The sequence below is a fragment of the Phaeovulum sp. genome, from assembly GCF_030684035.1.
Lineage (GTDB): Bacteria > Pseudomonadota > Alphaproteobacteria > Rhodobacterales > Rhodobacteraceae > UBA6213.
Genome location: NZ_JAUXPI010000047.1, coordinates 120,382 through 144,841, shown reverse-complemented (window position 1 = coordinate 144,841; position 24,460 = coordinate 120,382). Strand labels below are relative to the sequence as shown.

Sequence of the window (24,460 nt, the reverse complement as noted above, 5' to 3'; positions counted from 1 at the left end):
CATGGCGCCATTAAGCGATGATCCAATGATCAGCCTGCCCGTCGTGGCGCGCTGATCAAGCAGGCCGACGCCCGAAATGGCGGCGATCTTCATGGCCAGCTACACCACGCTGTGGGACACGATCCCCAAACGCCCCATAACGCTTACCCTCTCCCCACGCTCTCCCAGGCATCGAACCCCGCCTTCTACGGCTTCCTGCCCGCGCAGATACTGCGCAAGGCTGCCATGCGCTGGGTGGCCCCGTCCGCCCACAATTCGCGTCATTCGGCAGGCCCCGGTTCGCCCAAAGCATCGCCAGCCTCGGAACGCACCGCCTCGATCTCGGCCTTGAGCGCCTCGTATTCCGCCATCTTGCGGCGCAGGAAGCGCCCGGTCAGCGCGGCCTTCTCGGCCAGGCCCTGTGGTGTGAGCACGTAGGCGTAGCGCAGCTTGTTGTTCGAGGCGCGGAAGTTGCGGACCTTGATCATGCCTTTTTCGGCCAGCGCGTGCAGGCAGTAGTTGACGCCGCCGAAGCTGACACCCAAGGCAGCCGAAATCTCGCGCTGGCTCAGTTCGGGGTTTTCCTGCAAGAGGCGCAGCACCCGAAAGCGCAGGTCTTCGTGAAAATCGGGGTTGGAGGGGGTCATCGCGGGCAGCATCCGGCTGGCGCGGCGCAGGCTACCGCACGGAAGCTCGCTGCCCGCAAACACCCGAAACTGGCACCACCCACCAGAGCACACAATTTCGCGCTCAAGATCATCGCTGATCGGTTAACCTTTTGGACAGGTCCGCGCAAGGCCCGGTATGGCGATTGCGGCAAAATCGCCCGACATATGTGGGCTGCCGGGGATCGGGTCGCGGCCTTGGCGAAAAACACCATCGCGCGCGCGGACCGGAAAGGGCTTAAACGCCGCCGCCGCGGGTGCTAGGGTGGCGCGTGACCTACGCAGCGGTGGACCGGATATGAGTGCGCAGATGACAGACGATCCCGCGCGGCGCTGGTATCTGGCGCAGATCAAGCCGAACGCCTTCCAGATTGCCGAGCGCAACCTGCGCCGGCAGGGGTTCGCGGTCTTTGCCCCGACGCTGGCGCAGACGGTGCGCCGCATGGGGCGGACCATCGCCGAGCAACGGCCGCTGTTCCCGGGCTATCTGTTCGTCGGTTTTGCCCCCGAAACCGCCCCCTGGCGGGCGATCAACGGCACCTACGGCGTCTCGCGGCTGGTCAGTTTCTCCACTGCTGTCCCCGCCGAAGTGCCGCTGGCCATCGTTTCCGGCCTGATCGCGCGCTGCGACGACGCGGCGCGCCTGTTGCCGCCGAAGGTGTTCGCGCCCGGCACCGAGGTGCAGTTGATCGGCGGCCCCTTCGCCGATTTCGTCGCCACCGTCGAAGCCATGGCCCCCGACCGCCGGGTCTGGGTGCTGCTTGAGTGCATGGGGCAAACGGCGCGGGTGGCGGTGCCCGTGGAGGGGCTGCGCGCGCGGTGATGCGGCATTTACGATTCGTTCCCGCCCGGTTCTGCGCCTTCCGTTTCGGGCTGATGCTGCGCCGACAAGCTGTCCGAATCGACAGGCTCCTGGTCTCAGCAAAAAACCGCTTGCCAATGGATATCTTGCAACACCTGCGCACCCCATTGCCGCTGGTGGTTGAAATGAATCATCTGGTAAAATTGTGCTGGAAAAGCAATGCGCTTGACAGCGCGCCAGGATGCGCGCGCATCGAGACTCGGGTCCGGCCGCGGCGAACGGCAGAACGATCAGTCTCATGAACGTTTTGTTAACATTTCCTTCGGGCCACCGATGCGCTACGCCGAGGGCAGTTAAGCGTTCAGGTATGTATTATGCTATTCCTTACGAGTGCGCCCGCGGGTGTGCTTTTCTTGATATCGTTCCTCATCTGCGGCGCGCTGGTGGCAACAAAGCGCCTGCACCTGCACCGAAGTTCGCGTGCCCATGATGGCGACGCAGTTCAGTCGGCCCATACCGCCCCGACGCCGCGGGTCGGCGGCATTGGGGTTGTCGCGGCGGTCCTGTTGGCATTCATCTGGATCCCACCCGAGCCACTGCGCCCGACCTTCGGCATGCTGGCGCTTTCGCTCTTGCCGATCTTCTTCGCCGGGCTGGCCGAGGACCTTGGGTTTGGTGTTTCAGCAAGCCGCAGGCTGTTCGCGGCCATGGCCTCGGCCACCCTCGCGGTGCTGATGCTACAGATCTGGGTTGACCGAGTTGATGTTCCGGTCGTTGACCACCTGTTCGAACTAGCCCCGCTTGCCATCGCCTTCACGGTCATCGCGTCGGCGGGTATATGCAACGCATTCAACCTGATCGATGGCCTGAACGGTTTGGCCGCCGCCACCGGCATCCTTGTGGCGCTCGGGCTTGGCGGCATCGCGTTGCAGGCGGGTGACCCCGGGCTGGCCAATGTCGCCTTTGCCCTGGTGCCTGCAATCCTCGGCTTTCTGGTGCTCAACTTCCCCTTCGGCAAGATCTTTCTGGGCGATGCCGGGGCCTACTCGATGGGCCATGCCCTGGTCTGGACGGCGATCGTTGTGGTGGCGCGGTCGGCTGAGGTCACGCCATGGGCGATCGTGCTGGTGTTCTTCTGGCCGATTTGCGACACGCTCTTTGCCATTTATCGGCGCAGCCGTTCTGGCAAGCACCTCGGGCAACCGGACCAGATGCATTTCCACCAACTGGTGATGCGCGGTATCGAGATTGCCATTGTCGGGCGCGGTCGGCGCCACATCGCAAACCCGCTTGCCGCGATCGCACTCCTGTTTTTCATCGGCATCCCGGTCACGGCTGGGGTATGGCTATGGGACCGGCCCGCTGCCGCCGCCGCTGCGGTGGTCTTGTTCGCTGCGGTATTCGTTGGCGCCTATGCGCTCGGCCTTCGCTACTTCCGCAAATACGCCCGCGCGCACCGCAAGAACCGCCAGGTTTCGAAGTCCGAAAGACGTGCCAAAGCACGGGTGCGCTGACGCCGCGGCGAGCGTCTTTTATCTGATGATGCAATTTTTCAGATCGCCTGACGCTTCGATTCTTCGCTGGGCCGACGGTGCCCGACCGTGCCCACGTCTCGTGTCATGAGGTCGTTGGTTCGACAGGAAATAGTTAAGCAATTTGCGCAGTTATTGCGCCAAAAATTTCAAATTCTGCGCAATATTTTTGAGCACGATTTCTTGCCATATGGCTGATAATAAAGCTATTGTATTTCTTCATCGCGACTAGATTTCGCGCCATTGGCGCTACATTTTGCCTGCGCATAATGCAGAGTTTTCGCAAGAAATTGGTGTTCATGGGCGCTCTATGTTCGCTATATGTTCACGGCCAAACTGCCCCCAGAACCTTGGTTCCACACGATTTCGTATGAATTGCAAATCCGTGAAGACCGGTTCGATTCCGGTACCCGCCTCCAAACGGTTTCAGGGATTTAGCTGAATTTCGGGGCCGCTTTCGGCAAGCGGTTTCACTTCCGGTTTCAACTTTCCGCTTCGATTTTTTCTGTTCGGGGTCGAAAATGCCCTGCGGATTGCGAAGGTTGGGCGGCTGCGTTCGGGCCGTGAACCAGCGCGCCAGCCGGGCGGGCGGTGACCCACCGCAACCCCACTGCGTGCGGCGCTTTGGTGGAATCGCGGCACATCGCTGCTTACCCTCTTGCCAGACCACCGGATTTCTGCTCGGTTGAGCGGGCTGCTGCGTCGATTGTGCAGCAAGGCACCGCCGGACCAGTCCGGGCCTGGTGCTGTGCCACAAAGGGGAAACACTGGCAAATGACCATTGCGACCGACGCTTTTGCGGCGGGTGTGATGGGCGGCATGCAAGGATCGTCAGAGTAGTGCCGCAGTGGCGTCCGGAGAAGGCAAGGCGGCGCTGAAGCCGCAACTACTACAGCGGGCAGGGACGCGATGCTTGGTTATGAAACGAACGATGCAACATCACTGGCAGGGCTGGTAGCCTCGGGCGAGGTGACGCCGCACGAATTGCTCGACGCCGCGCTGGAGCGGGTTTCGGCGCTCAATCCGGCGCTGTGCGCGGTCACGCTGCTGCGTGAAGACGTGGCGCGCCGCGCGATTGACGCGGGCCTGCCGGACGGCCCCTTTCGTGGCGTGCCATTTCTGCTCAAAGACCTTGGTGCCGAGGCGGTGGATTTCCCCTCGCACAACGGCTCGAACCTGCTGCGCAACACGCGGTATGCAAGGGACAGCGCTTTGTATGAGCGCATCCGCGCGACCGGGCTTGTGACATTCGGGCGCACGACATCGCCCGAGGGCGGGATCGGGCCGACAACCGAAAGCGCCGTTTACGGCGCGCCAACCCGCAACCCCTGGAATCTGGAGCGCACCTCAGGCGGATCATCGGGCGGTGCCGGGGCTGTGGTCGCGGCCGGGATCGTGCCGATGGCGCATGGCTCGGACGGCGGCGGGTCGGTGCGAATTCCCGCCTCGTCCTGCGGGCTTTTCGGGTTCAAGGCTACGCGAGGGCGCTTTCCCGATGGCCCCGATGCCGGCGAGGGTTGGGCAGGCATGGCGATTGACGGGTTTCTAAGCCGCAGTGTGCGCGACAACGCCACGATCATGGATGCCTGCGCCGGCCCAGACCTTGGCGCGCCGTATTATGCGCCGCCGCTTCGCAAGGGCTATGCCGCCGCGATCTTGCGCCCGCCAAAGCGGTTGCGCGTGGCGCTGTGCACAACGCGGTTTTCCGGCGAAGCGGTCGATCCGTCGTGCCGGCTGGCCGCCGAAGAGGCGGGCGCGCTGCTCGAGAGCCTTGGCCATCATGTAGAACTTGCGCGCCCGGCCGCCGACCACGCCGGCATGATGTGCGCCTGGACCAGGATTGTCGCTTGCGGCACCGCGCTCTGGATCAGCAAAAGGCTCGGCGCGCTTGGTCGCGATCTGGCACCGGGCGATGTCGAGGGCGTCTCGCGGGGTGCCATTGCCTATGCGGCGCAGATCAGCGGGGCCGATTACCTGGATGCGGTCGGCAAGATTCACGCCTACGGGCGCGAGATGGCGGCGTTCATGGCGCGGTGGGATGTCGTGGTATCGCCGACGCTTGCCGAGCCCCCGGCCCGGATCGGCCGCTTTGCGCATGCCACCGAGGACTATGAGGCCTATCGCATCGGCCCCTATGGCGTGTTCGCCTATTCGCCCTACTGCGCGGTATTCAACGCAAGCGGCCAGCCCGCCGCCTCGCTGCCGCTGCACTGGACCGACGACGGGCTTCCGGTGGGCGTGCATCTGGGTGCCGCCTTTGGCGAGGATGAAATGCTCATCAGCCTGTGCCGCGAGCTGGAACTTGCCCGGCCCTGGTTTGACCGCCGCCCGCCGAACCGGCTGGGTGCGCTTGCGAAACCCAGCGCGCAGAGGCCGGCATCCGACAAGGTGCAGGGCGAACAGAATGGGTGAAACCTTTGCCGTTGAGGCGCGCGACGCCGTCAAGGTTTACGGTACGGGGGTCAATGCGATCACCGCGCTCGATCATGTTTCGGTCACGGTCAGCCGTGGCGAGTTCTTCACCCTGCTCGGGCCGTCAGGCTGTGGCAAGACCACCTTGTTGCGCTGCATCGCAGGGTTCGAAACGCCAACCTCGGGTGCGATCCTGCTTTCGGGGCAAGACATCACCGAAGAGCCGCCCTACCGCAGGCCGGTCAACACGGTGTTTCAATCCTATGCGCTGTTTCCGCACCTGACGGTTGCCAGAAACATCGGCTTCGGTCTGGAAATGATGGGAAAGCCGAAGGCCGAGATCGCCGAGACGGTGGCGCGGATGCTGGCCCTGGTTCGCCTTGAGGAATTTGCGGCGCGGCTGCCGCAGCAACTGTCGGGCGGGCAACAGCAGCGCGTCGCGCTGGCGCGCGCGCTGGCCCCGAAGCCGCAGGTGCTGCTGCTGGACGAGCCGCTTTCGGCGCTCGATCTGAAGCTGCGCAAGGAAATGCAGGGCGAATTGAAGCGGTTGCAGCTGGAAACCGGCATCACCTTCGTGTTCGTCACGCATGATCAGGAAGAGGCGCTGACGATGTCCGACCGGATCGGCGTCATGCGCGCCGGAAAATTGCAGCAAGTGGGCACGCCGCGCGACATCTATGATCGCCCTGCCAACCGCTATGTGGCCGATTTCATAGGTGAAACGAACTTCCTGACCGGCGTTGTCGAAGGCGGAGCGGTGCGGCTTGGTTCCGGCGATCTGGTGCGCGCTGCGCTGGGCGGGCAGACCGGGACGGTTACGCTTGCAGTGCGGCCCGAACAGATCCGCGTGGTGGCGACCAACGCCCCCGGTGCGATCCCGGCGCGCATCACCGGCAAGGTCTATTTCGGGACCGACACGCATTACCATTTCGCGCTCGTCGACGGCACCGAGGTAGTTGCGCGCCTGCAAAGCCGGGCGCAGGGCGAGGACGATTTGCCCAAGGGTGTCGAGGTCGGGCTGCAATTTGAGGACAGCTCCGTTCAGGTTCTGGGGCCCTGACACATGGGTATTGGAACCGAAGAGGGTCGCAAGAAACATCAGGCGCGCAGCGGCTGGCTGCTGTCGCTGCCGGCGCTGGTGTTGCTGCTGGTCGGGGCCAGCGGGCCACTGGTGATCGTGGCGGTCTATTCGTTCCTCAAACCCGGCGAATATTCCGGCGTGCAATGGATATTTTCGCTTGAGGCGTGGTTCAAGGTTCTGCTCGAAAAGGACATTTTCGACGGCACCATCTCGCTCGCCGACGCCCATCTGGCAATCTTCTGGCGCTCGGCGAAGCTGTCGCTGCTGACCACGGCGGTGACCCTTGTACTGGGCCTGCCCACCGCCTGGTTCATCGCAACGCGGCCTGCCAGATCGCGCGCGCTGTGGCTTTTCCTGATCACCATTCCGTTCTGGACCAACCTGCTGATCCGCACCTTCGCGATCATGGAGGTGATCCGCAACGAGGGCATTTTGAACACCGCGCTGCTGGCACTGGGGCTGATCGAGACCCCGATCCAGATACTCTATTCAGGCACCGCGGTGCTGATCGGCATGACCTATGTCTATCTGCCGTTGATGGTGCTGCCGCTTTTTGCCGCGATCGACCGGTTCGATTTCAGGCTGATCGAAGCCGGATACGACCTTTACGCCTCGCGCTGGCAGGTGCTGCGCCGGGTGATCTTGCCGATCATCCGGCCGGGCATCGTGGCGGGCTCGATCCTGGTGTTCGTGCCCTCGCTTGGTGCCTATGTCACGCCGCGGGTTCTTGGGGGCGGCAAGAACATGATGATCGGCAACTTCATCGAGTTGCAGTTTGGCCAGGGCCGAAACTGGCCGCTTGGGGCATCGCTTTCGATGGTGCTCTTGCTGATCGTGGTGGTGGCGCTGCTGATCTATGTGCGCACTGCGCCGCAGGAGGACCGGCATGACTGAACGGCGCAAACGCTTTGCGATCGAGACCTTGCCGGGCTTCACTGCAATAGCCATCGCGGCGTTCGTGATGCTCTACCTGCCGATTGTCACCCTGGTCGCCTATTCGTTCAACGGCGGCAGCTCGGTTGCGGTCTGGGGTGGCTTTTCACTGCATTGGTACGAGGTGGCATCGCAGAACGCGGCAGTGCAGGGGGCAGCGGCGCGATCATTCATCATCGCCGCGTCGGCGGCCGCGATTGCCACCACCGCCGCCACGATGGCAGCGCTTGGCACCACGCGGCGCGGCAAGTTCACGGGCCAGACTTTCATTTATCTGATGATCAACCAGCCGCTGATGGTGCCGGAAATCGTTACCGCGGTGGCGCTGCTGATCTTCTTTGCCTCGATCAAGGTTGCCACCGGGTATTCTGGGCTGGGATATCTGATTCTGGCGCATTCGGCGTTCTGCATTCCCTTTGCCTATCTGCCGATCCGCGCCAGGCTTGAAGGCATGGATGGCGCTATGGAAATCGCGGCGGCCGATCTTTACGCGAACCCGTGGCAGGTGTTTCGGCGCGTCACACTGCCGCTGCTGATGCCGGGGGTGGCGGCGGGCGCGATGCTGGCCTTTGTCATATCGCTTGATGATGTGGTGATCACCGAGTTCGTGAAATCCGCCGGGCAGGATACCTTGCCCACCTACATGCTGGGGCAATTGCGGCGTGCGGTCACGCCCGAGGTCAACGCGATCTCGACCGCGCTGCTGGGGATGACGGTGATCCTGCTAACCGCGTTCTTCTTACTGAGCAAGAAACGGGACTGAACCCGACCAAGACCAACACGAAAAACCAACATGGAGAGACCAATGAAGAAGATCCTATTGGCGACGGTTGCCATTCTGGCGACGGCCTCCTTCGCGAACGCCGGAGACACGCTTAACCTTTACAACTGGGGCAACTACACCAACCCCGATCTACTTGCCAAATTTGCTGCCGAAACCGGAATCACGGTGACCGTGACCGATTACGATTCCAACAGCTCCGCGCTTGCAAAGGTTGAGGCGGGCGGCTCGGGCTTTGATCTGGTGGTGCCGTCGGCCAACTATGTGCCGGTATTTGTTGCCAAGGGCCTGCTGCAGCCGCTCGACCACGCTCGGCTGGCCAATATCGGCAATATCGCGCCGGAATGGGTTGATGTTCCGTGGGACAATGGGCGTGCCCATACCGTTCCGTGGCAGTGGGGCACCACAGGCGTTGCGGTCAACACCTCGGTCTATTCGGGCGACCCGAACACCTCGGACATCTTCCTCAATCCGCCTGCCGAACTGGTCGGCAAGGTCAACGTGGTGCCCGAAATGGCCGACGTGATGGCCATGGCGATCATGCACGAGGGAGGCGTGCCCTGCACCGAAGACCTCACCGTGCTCAAGCGCGTGCGTGACCTGCTGGTTGCCGCCAAGCCCAAGTGGCGCTCGATGGACTATGGCATGACCGAGAAGATGTCGAACAACGATGTTCCCGCATCGGTGAACTGGAACGGCTCGACCATGCGGATCAGGGCCAACAACCCCGCCGTGGTCTACGGATACCCGCGCGAAGGCTACCCGGTCTGGATGGATTCGATCGGCATTCTTTCCGATGCCAAGAACGTGGACGAAGCCTACAAGTTCCTCGACTTCATCATGGTCCCGGAAAATGCGGCGATGATTTCCAGCTTCGCGCGCTATGCCAACGGCATTTCGGGGTCGGATGCGTTCATGCCGGAAGCGATGAAGACCGCGCCCGAGATCGTCGTGCCGGCCGAGTTCCTGTCCGCAGGGCAATTCCTGCCCACCTGCTCGGCATCGGCGGCCGCGCTGCAAACGGCGATTTGGACCGAATTGATGAAATAAGGCCCGCCACGCGCCTGACAGCGGGGCCCTGCGGGGCCCCGTTTCTTTTCGCACTGCGGTTTTCTGCAGAGCGCCTGCATAGAGCGGTCAGCGTGGCCCTGTTGCACAAATCCTGATGAGGGATTCATCTCGTGACTCCAGTGTGATAGCCGGGCGGCGCGAGCAGGCCCACACCCCCACCTGCAAGACCCGGAGCCGGCCAGCCTGTGCTGAGGCACTCAAGCGGCTTGGCTCGACCCCGAGATGACGTGGGAGGCCGGGCGAAAGAGGCCATGCGTTGAGCCGCCGGTCATCTGCGTCGCCGCGCCATCGGCGACTGCGCGAAGCATCAGGCCTTCTGGCCCTCGCCAGGCAAGGCTGGTGCCGCGCGCTGCGCTTCCGCCCGCGCCCGGGTGATTTCATCGTGCGCTGGCGCGGGCCGGAACCGTCGCACGTCGCAAGGCCGGCACCGCCCGTGCAACCCCGGGAAAGGACATCCGGTCGAGCGCGATGAACTTGGGGCTTCGGCATGGCAAGCCGCCGAACCCGTGGCAAATCCGGCACCGGCGCAAGATTGTTGCGCGGCTGATTCGTCGGCAAAAGACGGCGGAGGCGGGCGCGGACCGGGCTCGCGGGGTCAAATCCGCCCGGTCGCGCAGACGTGAATCGCGCTGTCGGAGGTTTTGACGCCGAATATGTACGGACATCCGGATACGAAAAATATGAGCCATTTCTTGATGATGCGAAAATAAGCGGCGCGACACAGTGGAATTTGTCACCTTGTACCGGCCAAATCGCGCCGCAACGCGGCGAATTCGATGCTGGACAGGCCAGATTTCCTATGCGTCACTATGCCACGCTAACTGCGTCAATATGTCGCATTTGGTGCTTGGCCTTGCCGACATCGCTATTGGTCAGGGTTGCCTACCCCGCTGAAATGTATGGGGTTCATCGCAGGAGACAGAAACGGTGAATTCACAGAACCGAAGCAGCACAAGAGCAGCTTCCCGCAGGCAAATCTCAGAATTTATCCGGATTTCCCTCGGCGTGTTCGTGCTTTGCGTGGCACCGCTTCACGCCGCCACAGCCCAGCAGATTTCGGTTCTCATGCCCGCGTCAGAGCCGCCTGCGCCCGAAATCGGTGCCTGGTATACCGACACGCAGGCTGATCGTGGCAAGCGCACCTATTCAAACTCGTGCGGTGGCTGCCATGGCACCAACATGATCGAGATCTTTTCGCTTTACGAAGATGCCGGTCGCTATTTCCGCTTTGTCTCAGGCTCGATGCCCGGGGACAATCCGGGCGGTCTGCCGACCGAGGACTACCTCGACATCATGGCATTTCTGATGCGGGAAATCGGCTACTCCGCCGGGACCGAGGAGCTTGAGGACGACCGTGCGCTGCTGGCGCGGATCAAGCCAAAAGCCTCGCTCGAAGCACTTGGCTATGCTGCCTATGACGAACAATACGACCCCGGCTATACGCCACCCGTGGGCAACCAGCCATGACGGGCGATCCAGATATCAACCCGCGCGCGCCACGGCAAAGCCCGTTTGCGCAAGCGCAACCATATGCGAACAAAGTGATTTCTGATCCGGGCTGCAGCGCCGGAAAGGCAGGTGCCGCACGCTTGTGAATAGCCGCTCTGGCAGCTGTGCTGGCGCGAAGGCTTGGGAGGGCCACACCGCGGCGCGGCATCAGTGCCAACAAAATGGACCGGATGGTGGCGCAAGCGCCGCGCATCCCTAGCGCCGAAACCGGCGGGTTCGACTTTCAGACGTGAAGCCAACGTCGCGATACCGGGGGGGAGAAGCCTCGCAGCGCGGCACCAACGGGAGGAATGGAAATGTCCAAGAAACCAGCAGAGGGCGACAAGGGTCGGGGGGGCTTGAGCCGTCGCGATTTCTTCAAGGCGGGTGCTGCGGCAGGGGTTGGGGCCGCTGCACTCGGCGCGCCGGCGGTTGCATTGGCGCAAGGTGCCGGTTCGAGCACCGCCAACATCACCTGGGATTACGAAGTCGATGTGCTGGTGCTCGGCGGCGGCTGCATGGGCCTGCCTTCGGCGATCCGGGCGCGCGACCTTGGCAATGAGGTGATGATCATCGATCAGAACTTCGACCTTGGCGGCAAGATGCTGCACTCGGGGTCGCTGGTTTCGCTTGGCGGCGGCGATCCACTGCAACTGCGCGACCTCGCGGGAGAGTTCGACAAGGAAGGCTTCATCAAGGTCGGCAAACTGCACACCGACGAGGAGTTGACCGAAGACACCGACCATCTGTTCCGCGATATGACCGACTGGTCGATCGTCGACAGTTCTGCCAACGCGCCCTACCGCTACAACGAGCGCGAATTGCACCGGGCTTGGGCGGACAACTGCTTTGACACACGCAACTTCCTGATCGACAACTACGTTCGCTTTACCCGGATCAGCGGCACCCATGGCAACGGCGGCATGACGCGCGCACGCCGCGCCTCGGCGTTCCTGATGCTGGGCGACAAGACCGACATCAAGGCCGGCACCGTGACGCGCGAAGATGCGGGCATCGCCAACGTCAGCTCCAGCCATTTTGCGCCGCGCACGATGTCCGACGTGAGCGCAACCGTGGCACCGGGCGCTGTTACCAACGGCGCGGCACTGTCGCGCGGGCTTGAGTTTTCGGCGCGCGAGAAGGGGGTGAAGATCATGCTTCACCGGCATTTCGACGACCTGATCCGTGATGAGGCGACGGGTCGGATCATCGGCGTCAGCGCCAGCTATTCGCCGCGCATGCAGCCCGGAACCAGCACCCCGATGCAAAGCTACTGGCAAAACGGCAATATCGATGAGCAGCGCGAGACGATCCATATTCGGGCGCGCAAGGCGGTGATCATGGGCACCGGTGGCCATGTCGGCAACCCGCAGGTCCGTTCGATGTTCTACCCGGCGATGCGCGAACCGGCCTGGGGCCCGAGCGCCCAGGCGCTGATCGGCGACCGCGCGGCGGATGGCAGCGCGATGAAAGCGGGCCTGAAGGTCGGGGCCAACCTGGCCGGGATGCAGCAGAACCTCTCCTATGGGGCGACGGCGCATATCCCGACGCGCCTTGCCACCCGCGACGCCTACACCGACATGCTTCCCGGGCACCCGACCTTCCCGTTCCGCGGCTCGACCGGTTTTCCGGCCAACGCCAACACCTTCGAGCATATCATCGCGGTGAACCAGGTCGGCAAGCGGTTCTTCAACGACATGAACCTGATGCGCGGCAACCAGGCGGGCACCGCCTTTCCCGGCGGCAACAACGTGCCGGCGCGGGGCGTCGATATCGTGCAGGCAGACTGGCGCAACTCCAGCCGCGACCATATCCGCGGCATGTACAACCGCCATGCCGGGCTTGATGCGGCGCTGCAGATCAACGAGGGGTCAACCGGTCCCGATTTCTTCTCGGGTCCGCTCTGGGCGATCTTCGACGCAGGCGCGGCGGAGCGCGCCGAGCTGAAGCTCGAATTCCCCTGGGTCGCCGACAACGGCTACTTCTTCTCGGCGGACACGCTGGAAGAATTGCAGGCAAAGATCAACGCCGGGCACAAGTATCAGCGGGTGCCGATGACGCATCTGGCCGATACGGTGGCGCGCTGGAACGGCTTTGTCGATGCCGGCGAAGATACCGACTTCGGCCGTGGTCCCGACGCGCCGATGCACAAGATCGAACAGCCCAAGTTCTACGCCGCCTCGATCGTCGTGGTCTGGCACGACAGCTACGGCGGGCTGCGGATCAACGGCAAATGCCAGGTGGTCGACATGGAAGGTGCGCCGATCCCCGGCCTTTATGCGGGCTGCGAAGCCAGTGGCGGCGGCAACCAGCATGGCCTCGGCCGCGGTCTGGTGCATGCCTACATAGCGGGCTCCAACGCGCACGAAGAACCGGCGACGTAATCGCTGCCGCCGCATGACAATCGGGCGGAGGCTTCGGCCTCCGCCCATAGCCCTGACGCATCGAAATGACCGAGTGGTTGACATGAACACCCGCCCAGACACCCTTGAGATCTCTTTCGACATGCTGATTGATGTCAGCCCCGCCGAAGTGCCAGCAGGCGGCGCGATGATGCTTCGCTGTGCCGCGCGCGCGACCCCGAAACGTGACCTGCGCGGCAAGCTGGTGCAGGTTTTCGATGCAACCGGCACCATTGTCGGCACGCTCGAATTTACCGGTCTCGAAGGAGCCACCAATACCACCGAAGCGGTGGGCTTTGTCGCCCCCGCCGCGCTTGGCCCGCAGCAGTGGCGCGCGGTGATTTCCGGCGTGTCCGAAGATGCCATGCAGGGACGCGGCGCATCGCATGATTTTGGCTTCGAGGTGGTGGCGCACAAGACCGGGCTTCTGGTCTGGGGCGCGCCCTCGGCGGTTGCCGTGGGCAGCGAGTTCGCGGTGACGATCGGCCTCAAATGTTCGGGCGGTTGTGCCATGACGGGGCACGCGGTGGATATTCACGATGCCTCGGGCGCAATGGTGGCGCGCGCCCGCATGGGCGAGGCCACGCTGCCGGGCAGCACCGGCCTGCACCAGATCACGCTGCCACTCAGGGCACCCGCCAAGATTTCGCGGCAGGTCTGGGAGGCGCGTTTTGCCGGTGATGACCGGGACTTGCCGCATTCGCCGGGGGTCAGCGCATTCAGCCTCAATTTCGTCGCGGCACCCGAGCACCGGATCACGATCAGCGTGCGTGACGCGCAAAGCAAGGCACCGATCAAGGGAGCGAGCGTGGTCGCACACCCGTTCCGCGGCATCGCCGATGCCGAGGGGGTTGCAACGTTGCAGGTCGCTTCGGGCAGCTACACCGTCTGGGTCAGCGCGCCCGGGCATGACCCGGTTTGCAAATACCTCGACATCGCGGCGGATCATGAATCGGTTGCCGAGCTTTCGCCCGAGATAAAGGAAGACCCGGACGCCATGTACCTCTGAAGCGCCCGGCAGGTTCCGATTGAAAGCCAGCGAAACACAGCGGGAGGAAGCAGTGAAAAACCCGAGCGCATGGCACAGGCCCGCCCCACGGACCGGTAGCGGCGGCCGCTCGGGTGCCACATCCGGGCGCTTGGCCATGCTTGTTGCGGCATGCTTCGCGGCGCTTTCGGCAACGACGGCCGCCGCCGCCCCGGGCGGCAGCGCCGCGACCGCCTGGTTCACCGAAGCGCAGGCGGATCAGGGGCAGCGCACCTTTATTGCCAACTGCGTCGCCTGCCACGGCACGTCGATGTATTCCATCTTCCGGCGTTACACGACTGCGGAGCGGTATTTCAACTTCATCTCCGGCTCAATGCCCAAGCACCTGCCCGGAAGCCTGCCGGAGCCGGAGTATCTCGGCATCGTCGCCTTCATGTTGCGCACCACCGGGTTTCCGGCGGGCGAGACCGCGCTGACATCCGAGCGCGTGCTGCTCAGGCAGATTCATCCGGCCGATGGCCTCGCAAAATGACCGCGACCGGGCATCGGACCTGAAAGGGAGGGCGAGGCAATGAGCAAACTCCGCCGCCCCGAAGGCTCTGCCCGCACCCGCCGCGACACCGCAGCCGGGCTTTCCGCCACGGTCTTCACCGTGGCATTGGTGCTCGTTGCCGCGCTTCCGGCAAAGCTTGCCGCCGCCGAGCAGCTTTTCACCGAAACACAGGCGGCACGCGGCGAGCGGGCTTTTCTGACCAATTGTGCGGGCTGTCACGGGTATTCGATGATCTCGATCTTCGCGCGCTATCGCAACGCCTTCGATTACTTCGGCGTCATCTCGACATCGATGCCGTGGGAAGATGCCGGGGCGCTGCCTATTCAGGACTATATCGACATCGTTGCCTACATGATGCGCGAAAACGGATACGCTTCGGGCGGCGCGGAGCTGCCCCCTGATCGCGCCGTTCTGGAACAGATCCAGCCCTAGCGGCAGGGCGGGCGGCAGGTGCGCTGGCTTGGCACCGCAAGGGAGGGAATTCATGCTGACACGACGCGGTTTGCTTGCCGGGGCCGGGGTGTTGGCGGGGGCCGGGGCGTTGGGGGTGATCGGGCGGGCAGAGCGGGCGCGGGCGGCGGGGGTTTCGGTGCCGCTGCCTGTTCCGGCGCTGATGGATGCGCGGCTCTCGGGCGGCGTGCTTTCGCTGGTGGCGGCTGCCGGGCGGCACCGTTTTGCCCCGGATCTGCCCGCCGTCGCCACCTATGGCTATTCGGCACCCTGCCTTGGCCCGGTGCTGCGGCTGCGCCGGGGCGACGCGGTCAAGGTTTCAGTCGAAAACCGGCTTGATGTGCCAACCACCGCGCATTGGCACGGGCTGCTGGTGCCTGCGCAGGTCGATGGCGGACCGCACCATCCGATCGCGCCCGGCGCAACCTGGCGGCCACGGCTTGAGGTCGATCAGGCCGAGGCGACATGCTGGTATCACGCGCATCCGCATGGCGATACCGGGCGGCAGGTCTATATGGGGCTTGCCGGGATGATGATCATCGAAGACGGCACTGGGGCCGAACTTGGCCTGCCGCAAAGCTACGGCGTCGATGACCTGCCGCTGATCTTGCAGGACAGGCTGTTTACCGAGGCGGGCGAGCTTAACTTCACCCACTTCGCGCGTGAACGCATCCTTGGCACCCGAGGCGACAAGCTGGTGGTGAACGGCGCGATCAGCCCGACGGCGCGGGTGCCCGCGGCACTGGTGCGGCTGCGGCTGCTCAATGCGGCCAACGCCCGCAACTTCCACCTCGGCTTCGATGATGGCCGCGCATTCCAGGTGATCGCCTCCGATGGCGGCTATCTTCCGGCACCGGTGCCGATGCAGGCGCTGACCGTAGCGCCCGGCGAGCGGTTCGAGGTTGTCGTCGATTTCTCTGACGGGCGCGATGCGGTGCTGGCCACAACGGGCGATCCACCGGACGACATGCCGCGAACGCCGGGCATGGGGTCGCTCACCAGCCGCGACCCATCCGGAGCGGCAAAAAGCGGCCCCGGCGCGCTTGTCACCTTACGCGTTGACCCCAGCCTTGCGGCACCGCGCTCGCGGCTGCCCGCCGGTCTGGTGCCGATTGCCGCGCCCGACGCCGGCCGCGCGGTCGAGCGCCGTACCATCACCCTCGACATGTGGCCCGGAATGGGTGGCGCGGTGGGTGCCGCAGGCGGCGAGGTTGGAATGGGTCGGCTGATGACGGCACCCGGCACCGGCCCGGCGATGGGAATGAACGGGCGGCGCTATGACATGCGCCGCATCGATTTCACCCCGAAGCTCGGCGGTGCCGAGATCTGGGAGGTGCGGCCTTTCCTGATGCCACACCCGTTCCATGTGCACGGCGCGTTTTTCCGCGTGCTTTCAATCGGCGGCGCGCCGCCGCCCGATCATCTCGCCGCCGAAAAGGATACGGTCCTGCTTGGCCAGCCTGCCGAGCTTCTGCTGCGCTTCAACCAGCCCGCGACCGAGGCGCACCCGTTCATGGTGCACTGCCATATTCTCGACCACGAGGACGGCGGGTTGATGGGGCAGTACAGCACCAACTGATCGCAGCTTGAAGCCTGCAAGACGGGTGGCTGCAGCGGCCGTTGGCAGATGCGACGCCCGGAAACGGCAAACGGCACCCGATGGGGTGCCGCCTGCAATCTTCTCTGGTGACGGATCAGAGCGCTTCGGTGATGAATTTGCAGGCGTCGCCAAAGGTCTGGATGGTTTCGGCGGCATCATCCGGAATCTCGATCCCGAATTCTTCCTCGAAAGCCATGACCAGTTCCACGGTGTCAAGGCTGTCGGCACCCAGATCGTCGATGAACGAGGCGGTTTCGGTCACCTTGTCCTCGTCAACACCCAGATGCTCCACAACGATCTTCTTCACCCGATCAGCGACGTCGCTCATAGTATTCCCTCACATACGCGGGCATGTGCCCTGCCAGTCCCTTGCTCGTTCGAGCGGCTCATGCCGCGCTTGCGCACGGCTTCCGGCGGGCGGTTGCCCCCCGGCCAGTCAACGCCCCCTTTAGCATAGTCGCACGGGGAAGCAATGGCTTTCGGTGTCGCCCCCGGGGCCGGTCAGAGCATCGCCATGCCGCCGTTCACATGCAGCGTGGCACCGGTCACATAACCCGCTTCCGGGCTGGAGAGATAGCGCACCGCAGCGGCAATATCGGCGGGCGAGCCCATCCGGCCGGCAGGAATGTCCTCAAGGATCCGGGCCTTCTGCGCATCGGTCAGGGCCTCGGTCATGGCGGTCGCGATGAAGCCGGGCGCGACGCAATTCACGGTGATGCCGCGCGAGGCGACCTCGAGCGCCAGGCTTTTCGACATGCCCACAAGCCCCGCCTTGGCCGCCGCATAATTCGCCTGGCCCGGGTTGCCGGTAGCGCCGACCACCGAGGTGATGGTGATGATCCGACCCCAGCGCGCCTTCATCATGCCGCGGATCGCGCCCTTGCAGAGCCGGAATGCAGAGGTGAGGTTGACGTTCAGCACCTCTTGCCAGTCGTCATCCGACATCCGCAGAAAAAGCTGGTCGCGGGTGATGCCGGCGTTGTTCACCAGAATGTCGAGCGAGCCCATCGCCGCCAGCGCCGCCTTGGGCAGCGCCTCGACCGAAGCGGCATCGGCAAGGTTGGCGGGCAGCACATGGGCGCGGCTGCCAAGCTCTGCCGCGAGTGCGTGCAACGGGGCTTCGCGGGTGCCCGAAAGCCCGACCACCGCCCCCGCCGCATGCAGGGCGCGGGCGATCTCGCCGCCGATGCCGCCTGATGCGCCGGTAATCAATGCCGCCTTGCCGGTCAGATCGAACATCCCCGCCTCCGTCGATGCCTTTGCCCCCCAATACCAGTGCGGGCGGCGGCGCGCCACCCTTTGCGCGCAGGGAAACGGTGCCGGTTGGCCGCGAAGGCCGGGGGCGCTGCCCCCGGACCCCCGGGATATTTGACCTGAAGCAGATGCGGGCGGGTGGCGGCGATCCGGCTCAGCCGCGCAGGGCTGCCACCTCTTCGGGGCTGCCGACGGCGCGGCACTCGGCCTCGCGCAGGATACGGCGGATCATGCCGCTGAGCGCCTTGCCCGCGCCGACCTCGACGAAATCGGTGACCCCCGCGGCCGCCATCCAGAGCACCGACTCGCGCCAGCGCACCGAGCCGGTGACCTGTTCGACCAGGAGCGCCCGGATCAGCGCCGGGTCGCTGACCGCCGCGGCGCGCACGTTGGCCACGAGCGGCACGCTCGGTGCCGCAATCGCCACCCCTGCCAGCGCCTCGGCCATTGCCTCGGCTGCGGGCTGCATCAGCGCGCAGTGAAAGGGGGCCGAGACCGGCAGCAGGAGCGCGCGCCTGGCACCGCGCGCCTTGGCGATTTCCAACGCGCGTTCCACTGCGCCCCGGTGACCGGACACCACCACCTGCGCCGGGTCGTTGTCATTCGCGGCCTGGCAGACCTCGCCCTCTGCGGCCTCCGCCGCAACCGCCGCGGCCGCCTCGAAATCCAGCCCCAGAAGCGCCGCCATCGCGCCGACGCCGACCGGAACCGCCGCCTGCATGGCGCGCCCGCGCAGCCGCAGCAGCCGCGCCGTATCGGCCAGGCTGAGCGCCCCCGCCGCGCAGAGCGCCGAGTATTCGCCGAGGCTGTGCCCGGCCACATAAGCGGCCGAAGTGAGCAGCACTCCCTCGGCCTCGAGCGCCCGCATCGCGGCCATCGATGTTGCCATCAGCGCGGGCTGGGCATTGGCGGTCAGTTGCAGATCCTCTGCCGCGCCTTCCCAGATCAGCGCGCTCAGCTTTTCGCCAAGCGCCGCATCGACCTCGTCAAACACCGCCTGCGCTGCCGGATAGGCCGCGGCAAGCGCCCGCCCCATGCCGATCGTCTGTGCGCCCTGCCCCGGAAAAACGAATGCGCGGGTCATGGTCTTCTTCCTCCTGCTGCCAGCACTTCACCGAAGCATCTAACTTGCGCCCGGGCATCGCACAACCGCCTCGGGCCTGCACCGGGCCAGGATCTGGCCCGGTGCAGGCGAAATACATGCAGGTGCCGCAGCCGCAGAAGCGTGCCAGACCGCGCTTGTATCGTCGATTGCCGATTGATATGCATCGGGAAACGACGATAGGCGAATGCGAGGGGCCCGGATGCTTGACGAAAGCCCGAATGGCGGGCGCGAGGCGGTGGACGGCGAAGCCGTCGCTGCCGTTGCCAAGGCGCTGGCGCATCCGGCGCGGGTGAAGATCATCGGCTTTCTTCTCAGCCGCGCGGGCTGCATTGGCGGCGACATCGTGGACGAGATCGGGCTGGCCCAATCCACGGTTTCCGAACATCTGCGCATTCTCAAGGCGGCGGGGCTGGTGGTCGGCACCATCGAGCGCCCGCGCATCTGCTATTCGCTCGACCCCTCGGTTCTGGCCCCGCTGCGCGCGCTGATTGCCAGTATCGAGGCACACGGCGGCCCGCAAACGGGCGCTGTCTGCGCCTGAACTCCGTGCTATCGAAACATCGCCTTGAAGGAGACCGCGAATGTCGCTTTTTGAACGCTATCTTACGCTTTGGGTTGCGCTCTGCATCGTTGCAGGGATTGCGTTCGGGCAGGTTTTCCCAGGGCTTTTCCATGCCATCGGCGGCATGGAGATAGCCAAGGTCAACCTGCCGGTGGCGGTGCTGATCTGGCTGATGATCATTCCGATGCTGCTGAAAATCGACTTCGCGGCGCTTGGCCGGGTGCGCGAGCATTGGCGCGGGGTTGGCGTGACCCTGTTCATCAACTGGGCGGTCAAGCCGTTTTCGATGGCGCTTCTGGGCTGGCTGTTTCTGGGTTGGCTGTTTCGGCCATGGCTGCCCGCCGATCAGATCCCGAGCTATATTGCCGGGCTGATCCTGCTGGCTGCCGCCCCCTGCACCGCAATGGTGTTCGTCTGGTCGAACCTTTCGAACGGCGAGCCGCATTTCACCCTCAGTCAGGTGGCGCTGAATGACGTGATCATGGTGTTCGCCTATGCGCCGGTGGTCGGGCTGCTGCTGGGCATCTCGGCCATAACCGTGCCTTGGGATACGCTGCTTCTGTCGGTCGCGCTTTACATCGTGGTGCCGGTGATCATGGCGCAGGTCATTCGTGGCCGCGTGCTTGCCGCAGGCGGCAAACCGGCGCTTGATGCCTTGCTCGGCAAGATCGGGCCGGTTTCGCTGCTGGCGTTGTTGACCACGCTGGTGCTGCTCTTTGGCTTTCAGGGCGAGCAGATCATCGCGCAGCCGATCATCATCGGGCTGATCGCGGTGCCGATCCTCATCCAGGTCTATTTCAATTCCGGCCTTGCCTATCTCCTGAACCGCGCCACCGGCGAGGCGCATTGCGTGGCAGGGCCTTCGGCGCTGATCGGGGCCTCGAACTTCTTTGAGCTGGCGGTGGCGGCGGCGATCAGCCTTTTCGGCTTTGCCTCGGGTGCGGCGCTGGCCACGGTGGTGGGGGTGCTGGTCGAAGTGCCGGTGATGCTTTCGGTGGTGAAAATCGTCAATGCCTCGAAGGGCTGGTATGAACGCGGCGCGGCGGTGCAGCGCGTGGCCGCGAAAGGAGCAAAATCGTGACCCGTATCCTGTTTCTCTGCGTTGCCAACTCGGCCCGCAGCCAGATTGCCGAGGGGCTTGGCCGCGCGCTGTTGCCCGCCTCCGTCGAAGTGGCCAGCGCCGAGTCGAACCCAGGAACGCTCAACCCGGCATCGGTGGCGGTCATGGCCGAAATCGGCTTCGACATTTCGGGCCATTACAGCAAGGGGCTGGATGCCGTGGCACCGGAAACCGCCGACCTGATCGTGACGCTCTGCGCCGAAGAGGTCTGCCCCTATGTGCCGGGCCATGTGCGCCGGTTGCACTGGCCGATCACCGATCCCGCCGTGCCGCCTGGCACCGCGATCACCGCCGACGACCTGCTGGCCCGTTTTCGCAGCGCGCGCGAAGATATCCGCGGCCGGATCGAGGCACTGGCCCCGCGGCTCGATCTGCCCGGCGGGCTCGACCGGGCTTGAGGCCGGGCGCAAGCCGTAACCTGACAGGTTACCGCCATGCTGGAATACCACGTCGCCGCCCGCCGGGGCCTGCCTTGCGGCGTAACGGCCGCCCGGCCTTGCCCGCCTGCGCAAGCTTCAGCCCTTGCCGCCGACCCCGGTTTCTTCCAGCAGCCCGAGCCGCTTCGCCTCATAGTAATAGCCGCGCGCATACCACTTGACCGCTGCCGCCTCGTCGCCGCCCGAAACCAGCCATGCGCCGCGCAAATAGCGGCCCGCGTAAAGCAGATTGGTCTCGGCATCGAGAAGCTCGGATGGATTGCCGCGAAAACCCATTTCGCGGGCGGTGGCGGGCAGGACCTGCATCAGACCGTAATAGGGGCCGGCCCGCAGATGCGCGCGGTAATCGCTTTCGCGCTGAATGACGCGGTGCAGCAGAGACTCGGGAATTTCGTGGATCACCGCGTATTTGCGGATCAGCGCCCGCATCTCGGGCGTTTCACCGGGGTAGAGCGGCGGCTGGGTTGTGGCCTCGGCAGGCCTGCGGCCGCAGCCGGCGGCGGCAACCATCAGCGCAATCGCATTGCGGCGGGTCAACTGGAACATGGGCACTCCGTTTCTCTTGCCGCCCGTTTAGCGCCAAAAGCCGGTTCCCGAAAGCGCGGCGGCCCGGCATCGGCGAAGCCCCGCCTGCGTGGTGCCAGCAACGGGCCTAGGTTGCGCAGCCAAATGCGAGCCTGTATCAAGGCGGGGAACAGGGATCTGCCGGAGGGGTCGCATGCGTCGCGTCGTTGTCACGGGCTTGGGTATGGTCACGCCACTTGCGTGCGGGGTCGAGGAAACCTGGGCGCGGCTGCTCGCTGGGCAGTCGGGTGCCGGTCAGATCACCCGGTTCGATGCCTCGAACCTGCTCACGCAATATGCCTGCGAATTGCCACGCGGCGATGGCAGCGACGGCACCTTCAACCCGAATGACTGGATGGAGCCGAAGGACCAGCGCAAGGTTGATGACTTCATCCTTTACGGGGTCGCCGCCGCAGCGCAGGCAGTACGCGACGCGGGCTGGGAGCCGCAGACCGACGAAGACCGCGAGCGCACCGGGGTGATGATCGGTTCCGGCATCGGCGGGCTTTCGGCAATTGCCGACACCGCAATTTTGATCAGGGAAAAGGGGCCAAGGCGGGTTTCGCCGTTCTTCATTCCCTCGGCGCTGATCAACCTCATCTCGGGGCACGTCTCGATCCGCTTCGGCTTCAGGGGGCCGAACCATGCGGTGGTCACCGCCTGCTCGACCGGCGCGCATGCCATTGGCGATGCGGCGCGGCTGATCCAGTGGGGCGATGCCGATGTCATGCTGGCGGGCGGTGCCGAAGCGCCGATTTCGGAGATCGGCATTGCCGGGTTCAACGCCTGCAAGGCGCTTTCCACCAAACGCGCCGATGACCCGACCAAGGCAAGCCGCCCCTATGACGCCGACCGTGACGGTTTCGTGATGGGCGAAGGCGCGGGCGTGGTGGTGCTTGAGGAATACGAACACGCCAAGGCGCGGGGCGCGCGCATCTATGCCGAGGTGCTGGGCTACGGCATGTCGGGCGACGCCTATCACATCACCGCGCCCGCCGAAGATGGCGACGGAGCCTTTCGCAGCATGCAGGCGGCGCTGAAGCGCGCCGGGATTGGCCCCGACGCGATCGACTACATCAACGCGCATGGCACCTCGACCATGGCCGACACGATCGAGCTTGCCGCGGTGGAGCGGCTGCTAGGCAATCATGCGGCAAATGTGACGATGTCTTCCACCAAATCCGCGATCGGCCATCTGCTCGGGGCCGCAGGCGCGGTCGAAGCGATCTTCTGCATTCTCGCGATCCGCGATCAGGTGGCCCCGCCGACGATCAACCTCGATACGCCCGCGGTCGCGACCCCTGTCGATCTGGCCCCGAACAAGGCGGTCTTGCGGCGCATCGACATCGCGCTTTCCAACAGCTTCGGCTTTGGCGGCACCAATGCGAGCCTCGTGCTTGGCCGGGTGCGCGACTGATGTGGCGGCACATCGTAGCGAATTTTCTCACCGTGCTGATCGTGCTCTTGGTGGCGGCGGCGGGGGCAGTGACCTGGGCGCAGCGCCAGTATGGCGGGCCGGGACCGCTGACCGCTTCGGTCTGCCTGCGGGTGGCACCGGGCGACAGTTTCCGCAAGGTTTCCGATGCGCTGGCAGCGCAGGGGGCGATTTCTTCGGGCTACATCTTCCGCACCGGGGCCGATCTGGCGGGCAAGGCGGGGTCGCTCAAGTTCGGCTCCTACCTGATCGCGCCGGGTGCCTCGATGCAGGAAATTGTCGCAACCGTCACCACCGGCGGCCCGTCAACCTGCGGTTCCGAGATCAACTTCCGCATCGGCGTGAACGTGACCGACGTGATCTTGCGCGAGCTGGACCCGGCCACGGCGCGCTATGTGGAGCGGGTGAAGTTCGACCCCGCAGCGACCGCGGCACCGGCTGAATACCTTGATGCGGCGGGCAAGCCCGACGTTCGGCTGCGGGTGACCCTGGCCGAAGGCGCCACCGTCTGGCAGGTCATCGAAGCGCTCAAGCGCGCCGATTTTCTTACCGGCGAGGTGAAGGAGCTGCCCGCCGAAGGCAGCCTTGCCCCCGATAGCTACGAGGTTACCCGCGGATCGGCCCGCACGGCGCTTCTGGCCGAGATGATGCGCCGTCAGGATGCGGTGCTGGCCGAAGCCTGGGCGGCGCGGGCCGAAGGCCTGCCCTATGCGAACCCTGCCGAGGCGCTGGTGATGGCCTCGATCGTGGAGAAGGAAACCGGCGTGCCCGATGAGCGCCGCCAGGTGGCGAGCGTGTTCATCAACCGGCTTGAGCAAGGCATCCGGCTGCAGACCGACCCGACGGTGATCTATGGCGTGACCGACGGCAAGGGCGCGCTCGGGCGCGGCCTCAGGCAAAGCGAGTTGCAGCGCCAGACCCCCTACAACACCTATCTGATCGACGGCCTGCCCCCGACGCCGATCGCCAATCCCGGCCGGGCCAGCATCGAGGCGGCGCTGAACCCCGCGGACACCAACTTCATCTTCTTCGTCGCCGATGGTACCGGCGGCCATGCCTTTGCTGCGACCCTTGCCGAACACAACCGCAACGTCGAGCGCTGGCGCGCCATCGAAGCGGCGCGACCACCGGCGGGAAACTGAGCCGAGGCTGCTGTGGGCCTTGGCTGAAACACCTCCGCCGGTGGCGCTTGCGGCGCGCGCCGAGGCCTCCGGCGGGGGTATTTGGGCGATGAAGAAGCCCTGGT

23 protein-coding genes are annotated in these 24,460 nt (G+C 64.8%); 18 read left to right on the top strand and 5 right to left on the bottom strand.

Going from position 1 to position 24,460, the window contains the following annotated elements:
• Positions 1-260 precede the first annotated feature (260 nt).
• On the bottom strand, positions 261-626 hold the full coding sequence (locus tag Q8J98_RS11800) for a MarR family EPS-associated transcriptional regulator (RefSeq protein WP_305294520.1): 366 nt from the start codon (positions 624-626) through the stop codon (positions 261-263).
• Positions 627-954: 328 nt separating this feature from the next.
• Here Q8J98_RS11800 and Q8J98_RS11795 point away from each other — a divergent pair, with 328 nt between their 5' ends.
• The 13 genes from Q8J98_RS11795 (at position 955) to Q8J98_RS11735 (ending at position 16,716) form a co-directional block, all read left to right on the top strand.
• Positions 955-1,467 carry a transcription termination/antitermination protein NusG gene (locus Q8J98_RS11795; protein ID WP_305294519.1) on the top strand — a complete coding sequence of 171 codons (513 nt, stop codon included), beginning with the start codon at positions 955-957 and terminating at the stop codon, positions 1,465-1,467.
• A gap of 545 nt (positions 1,468-2,012) precedes the next feature.
• Positions 2,013-2,960 (top strand): MraY family glycosyltransferase, encoded by a 948-nt coding sequence (locus Q8J98_RS11790; RefSeq protein WP_305294518.1) that lies wholly within the window; start codon positions 2,013-2,015, stop codon positions 2,958-2,960.
• A gap of 927 nt (positions 2,961-3,887) precedes the next feature.
• Positions 3,888-5,390, top strand: coding sequence for an amidase (locus Q8J98_RS11785; protein WP_305294517.1), 1,503 nt, complete (start codon positions 3,888-3,890; stop codon positions 5,388-5,390).
• A complete protein-coding gene (locus Q8J98_RS11780; RefSeq protein ID WP_305294516.1) occupies positions 5,383-6,450 on the top strand; it encodes an ABC transporter ATP-binding protein in 1,068 nt (355 codons plus the stop codon). Before Q8J98_RS11785 ends, Q8J98_RS11780 begins: the two co-directional genes overlap by 8 nt.
• A 3-nt stretch (positions 6,451-6,453) precedes the next feature.
• A complete protein-coding gene (locus Q8J98_RS11775) occupies positions 6,454-7,365 on the top strand; it encodes an ABC transporter permease (RefSeq protein ID WP_305185871.1) in 912 nt (303 codons plus the stop codon).
• A complete protein-coding gene (locus tag Q8J98_RS11770) occupies positions 7,358-8,167 on the top strand; it encodes an ABC transporter permease (RefSeq protein ID WP_305185870.1) in 810 nt (269 codons plus the stop codon). Before Q8J98_RS11775 ends, Q8J98_RS11770 begins: the two co-directional genes overlap by 8 nt.
• 42 nt (positions 8,168-8,209) lie before the next feature.
• Positions 8,210-9,235, top strand: a complete 1,026-nt coding sequence (locus Q8J98_RS11765; protein ID WP_305185869.1) for an extracellular solute-binding protein — start codon at positions 8,210-8,212, stop codon at positions 9,233-9,235.
• A 1,026-nt stretch (positions 9,236-10,261) separates the two neighbouring features.
• On the top strand, positions 10,262-10,723 hold the full coding sequence (locus Q8J98_RS11760) for a cytochrome c (protein WP_305294515.1): 462 nt from the start codon (positions 10,262-10,264) through the stop codon (positions 10,721-10,723).
• Positions 10,724-11,061: 338 nt separating this feature from the next.
• Positions 11,062-13,128 carry an FAD-dependent oxidoreductase gene (locus Q8J98_RS11755; RefSeq protein WP_305294513.1) on the top strand — a complete coding sequence of 689 codons (2,067 nt, stop codon included), beginning with the start codon at positions 11,062-11,064 and terminating at the stop codon, positions 13,126-13,128.
• 82 nt (positions 13,129-13,210) lie between these two features.
• On the top strand, positions 13,211-14,155 hold the full coding sequence (locus Q8J98_RS11750; RefSeq protein WP_305294512.1) for a carboxypeptidase-like regulatory domain-containing protein: 945 nt from the start codon (positions 13,211-13,213) through the stop codon (positions 14,153-14,155).
• A gap of 19 nt (positions 14,156-14,174) precedes the next feature.
• Positions 14,175-14,666 carry a cytochrome c gene (locus Q8J98_RS11745; protein ID WP_305294510.1) on the top strand — a complete coding sequence of 164 codons (492 nt, stop codon included), beginning with the start codon at positions 14,175-14,177 and terminating at the stop codon, positions 14,664-14,666.
• 39 nt (positions 14,667-14,705) lie between these two features.
• The gene (locus Q8J98_RS11740) at positions 14,706-15,119 is read left to right on the top strand and encodes a cytochrome c (RefSeq protein WP_305294509.1); all 414 of its coding nucleotides are present in this window, start codon (positions 14,706-14,708) and stop codon (positions 15,117-15,119) included.
• Between the two features lie 52 nt (positions 15,120-15,171).
• The gene (locus tag Q8J98_RS11735; protein WP_305294508.1) at positions 15,172-16,716 is read left to right on the top strand and encodes a multicopper oxidase domain-containing protein; all 1,545 of its coding nucleotides are present in this window, start codon (positions 15,172-15,174) and stop codon (positions 16,714-16,716) included.
• 115 nt (positions 16,717-16,831) lie between these two features.
• On the opposite strand, the gene Q8J98_RS11730 is transcribed toward Q8J98_RS11735, so the two are convergent.
• The 3 genes from Q8J98_RS11730 to fabD all read right to left on the bottom strand — a co-directional run bounded on the left by Q8J98_RS11730 (position 16,832) and on the right by fabD (position 19,075).
• The gene (locus Q8J98_RS11730; protein WP_305183093.1) at positions 16,832-17,065 is read right to left on the bottom strand and encodes an acyl carrier protein; all 234 of its coding nucleotides are present in this window, start codon (positions 17,063-17,065) and stop codon (positions 16,832-16,834) included.
• Between the two features lie 173 nt (positions 17,066-17,238).
• On the bottom strand, positions 17,239-17,976 hold the full coding sequence (fabG, locus tag Q8J98_RS11725) for a 3-oxoacyl-[acyl-carrier-protein] reductase (RefSeq protein WP_305294506.1): 738 nt from the start codon (positions 17,974-17,976) through the stop codon (positions 17,239-17,241).
• A gap of 169 nt (positions 17,977-18,145) precedes the next feature.
• Positions 18,146-19,075 (bottom strand): ACP S-malonyltransferase, encoded by a 930-nt coding sequence (fabD, locus tag Q8J98_RS11720; protein ID WP_305183091.1) that lies wholly within the window; start codon positions 19,073-19,075, stop codon positions 18,146-18,148.
• A gap of 220 nt (positions 19,076-19,295) precedes the next feature.
• On the opposite strand from fabD, the gene Q8J98_RS11715 reads away from it, so the two are divergent.
• The 3 genes from Q8J98_RS11715 to Q8J98_RS11705 are packed head-to-tail and all read left to right on the top strand — an operon-like array spanning position 19,296 to position 21,176.
• Complete coding sequence (locus tag Q8J98_RS11715) at positions 19,296-19,637, top strand: helix-turn-helix transcriptional regulator (RefSeq protein ID WP_305294504.1); 342 nt, start codon at positions 19,296-19,298, stop codon at positions 19,635-19,637.
• 40 nt (positions 19,638-19,677) lie between these two features.
• Positions 19,678-20,739 (top strand): ACR3 family arsenite efflux transporter, encoded by a 1,062-nt coding sequence (arsB, locus tag Q8J98_RS11710; RefSeq protein ID WP_305294503.1) that lies wholly within the window; start codon positions 19,678-19,680, stop codon positions 20,737-20,739.
• The gene (locus Q8J98_RS11705) at positions 20,736-21,176 is read left to right on the top strand and encodes an arsenate reductase ArsC (protein ID WP_305294502.1); all 441 of its coding nucleotides are present in this window, start codon (positions 20,736-20,738) and stop codon (positions 21,174-21,176) included. Before arsB ends, Q8J98_RS11705 begins: the two co-directional genes overlap by 4 nt.
• A 117-nt stretch (positions 21,177-21,293) precedes the next feature.
• Here the strand turns inward: Q8J98_RS11705 and Q8J98_RS11700 are convergent, their stop codons facing one another.
• On the bottom strand, positions 21,294-21,761 hold the full coding sequence (locus tag Q8J98_RS11700) for a transglycosylase SLT domain-containing protein (protein WP_370868083.1): 468 nt from the start codon (positions 21,759-21,761) through the stop codon (positions 21,294-21,296).
• A 172-nt stretch (positions 21,762-21,933) separates the two neighbouring features.
• Here Q8J98_RS11700 and fabF point away from each other — a divergent pair, with 172 nt between their 5' ends.
• Both fabF and mltG read left to right on the top strand, forming a co-directional pair.
• Positions 21,934-23,196: a beta-ketoacyl-ACP synthase II gene (gene fabF / locus Q8J98_RS11695; RefSeq protein WP_305294500.1), complete on the top strand. Its 1,263-nt coding sequence runs from the start codon at positions 21,934-21,936 to the stop codon at positions 23,194-23,196.
• Entirely contained in the window at positions 23,196-24,356 is a 1,161-nt protein-coding gene (mltG, locus tag Q8J98_RS11690; RefSeq protein ID WP_305294499.1) for an endolytic transglycosylase MltG, read from the top strand. The genes fabF and mltG overlap by 1 nt, the downstream gene beginning before the upstream one ends.
• Positions 24,357-24,460: the final 104 nt, after the last annotated feature.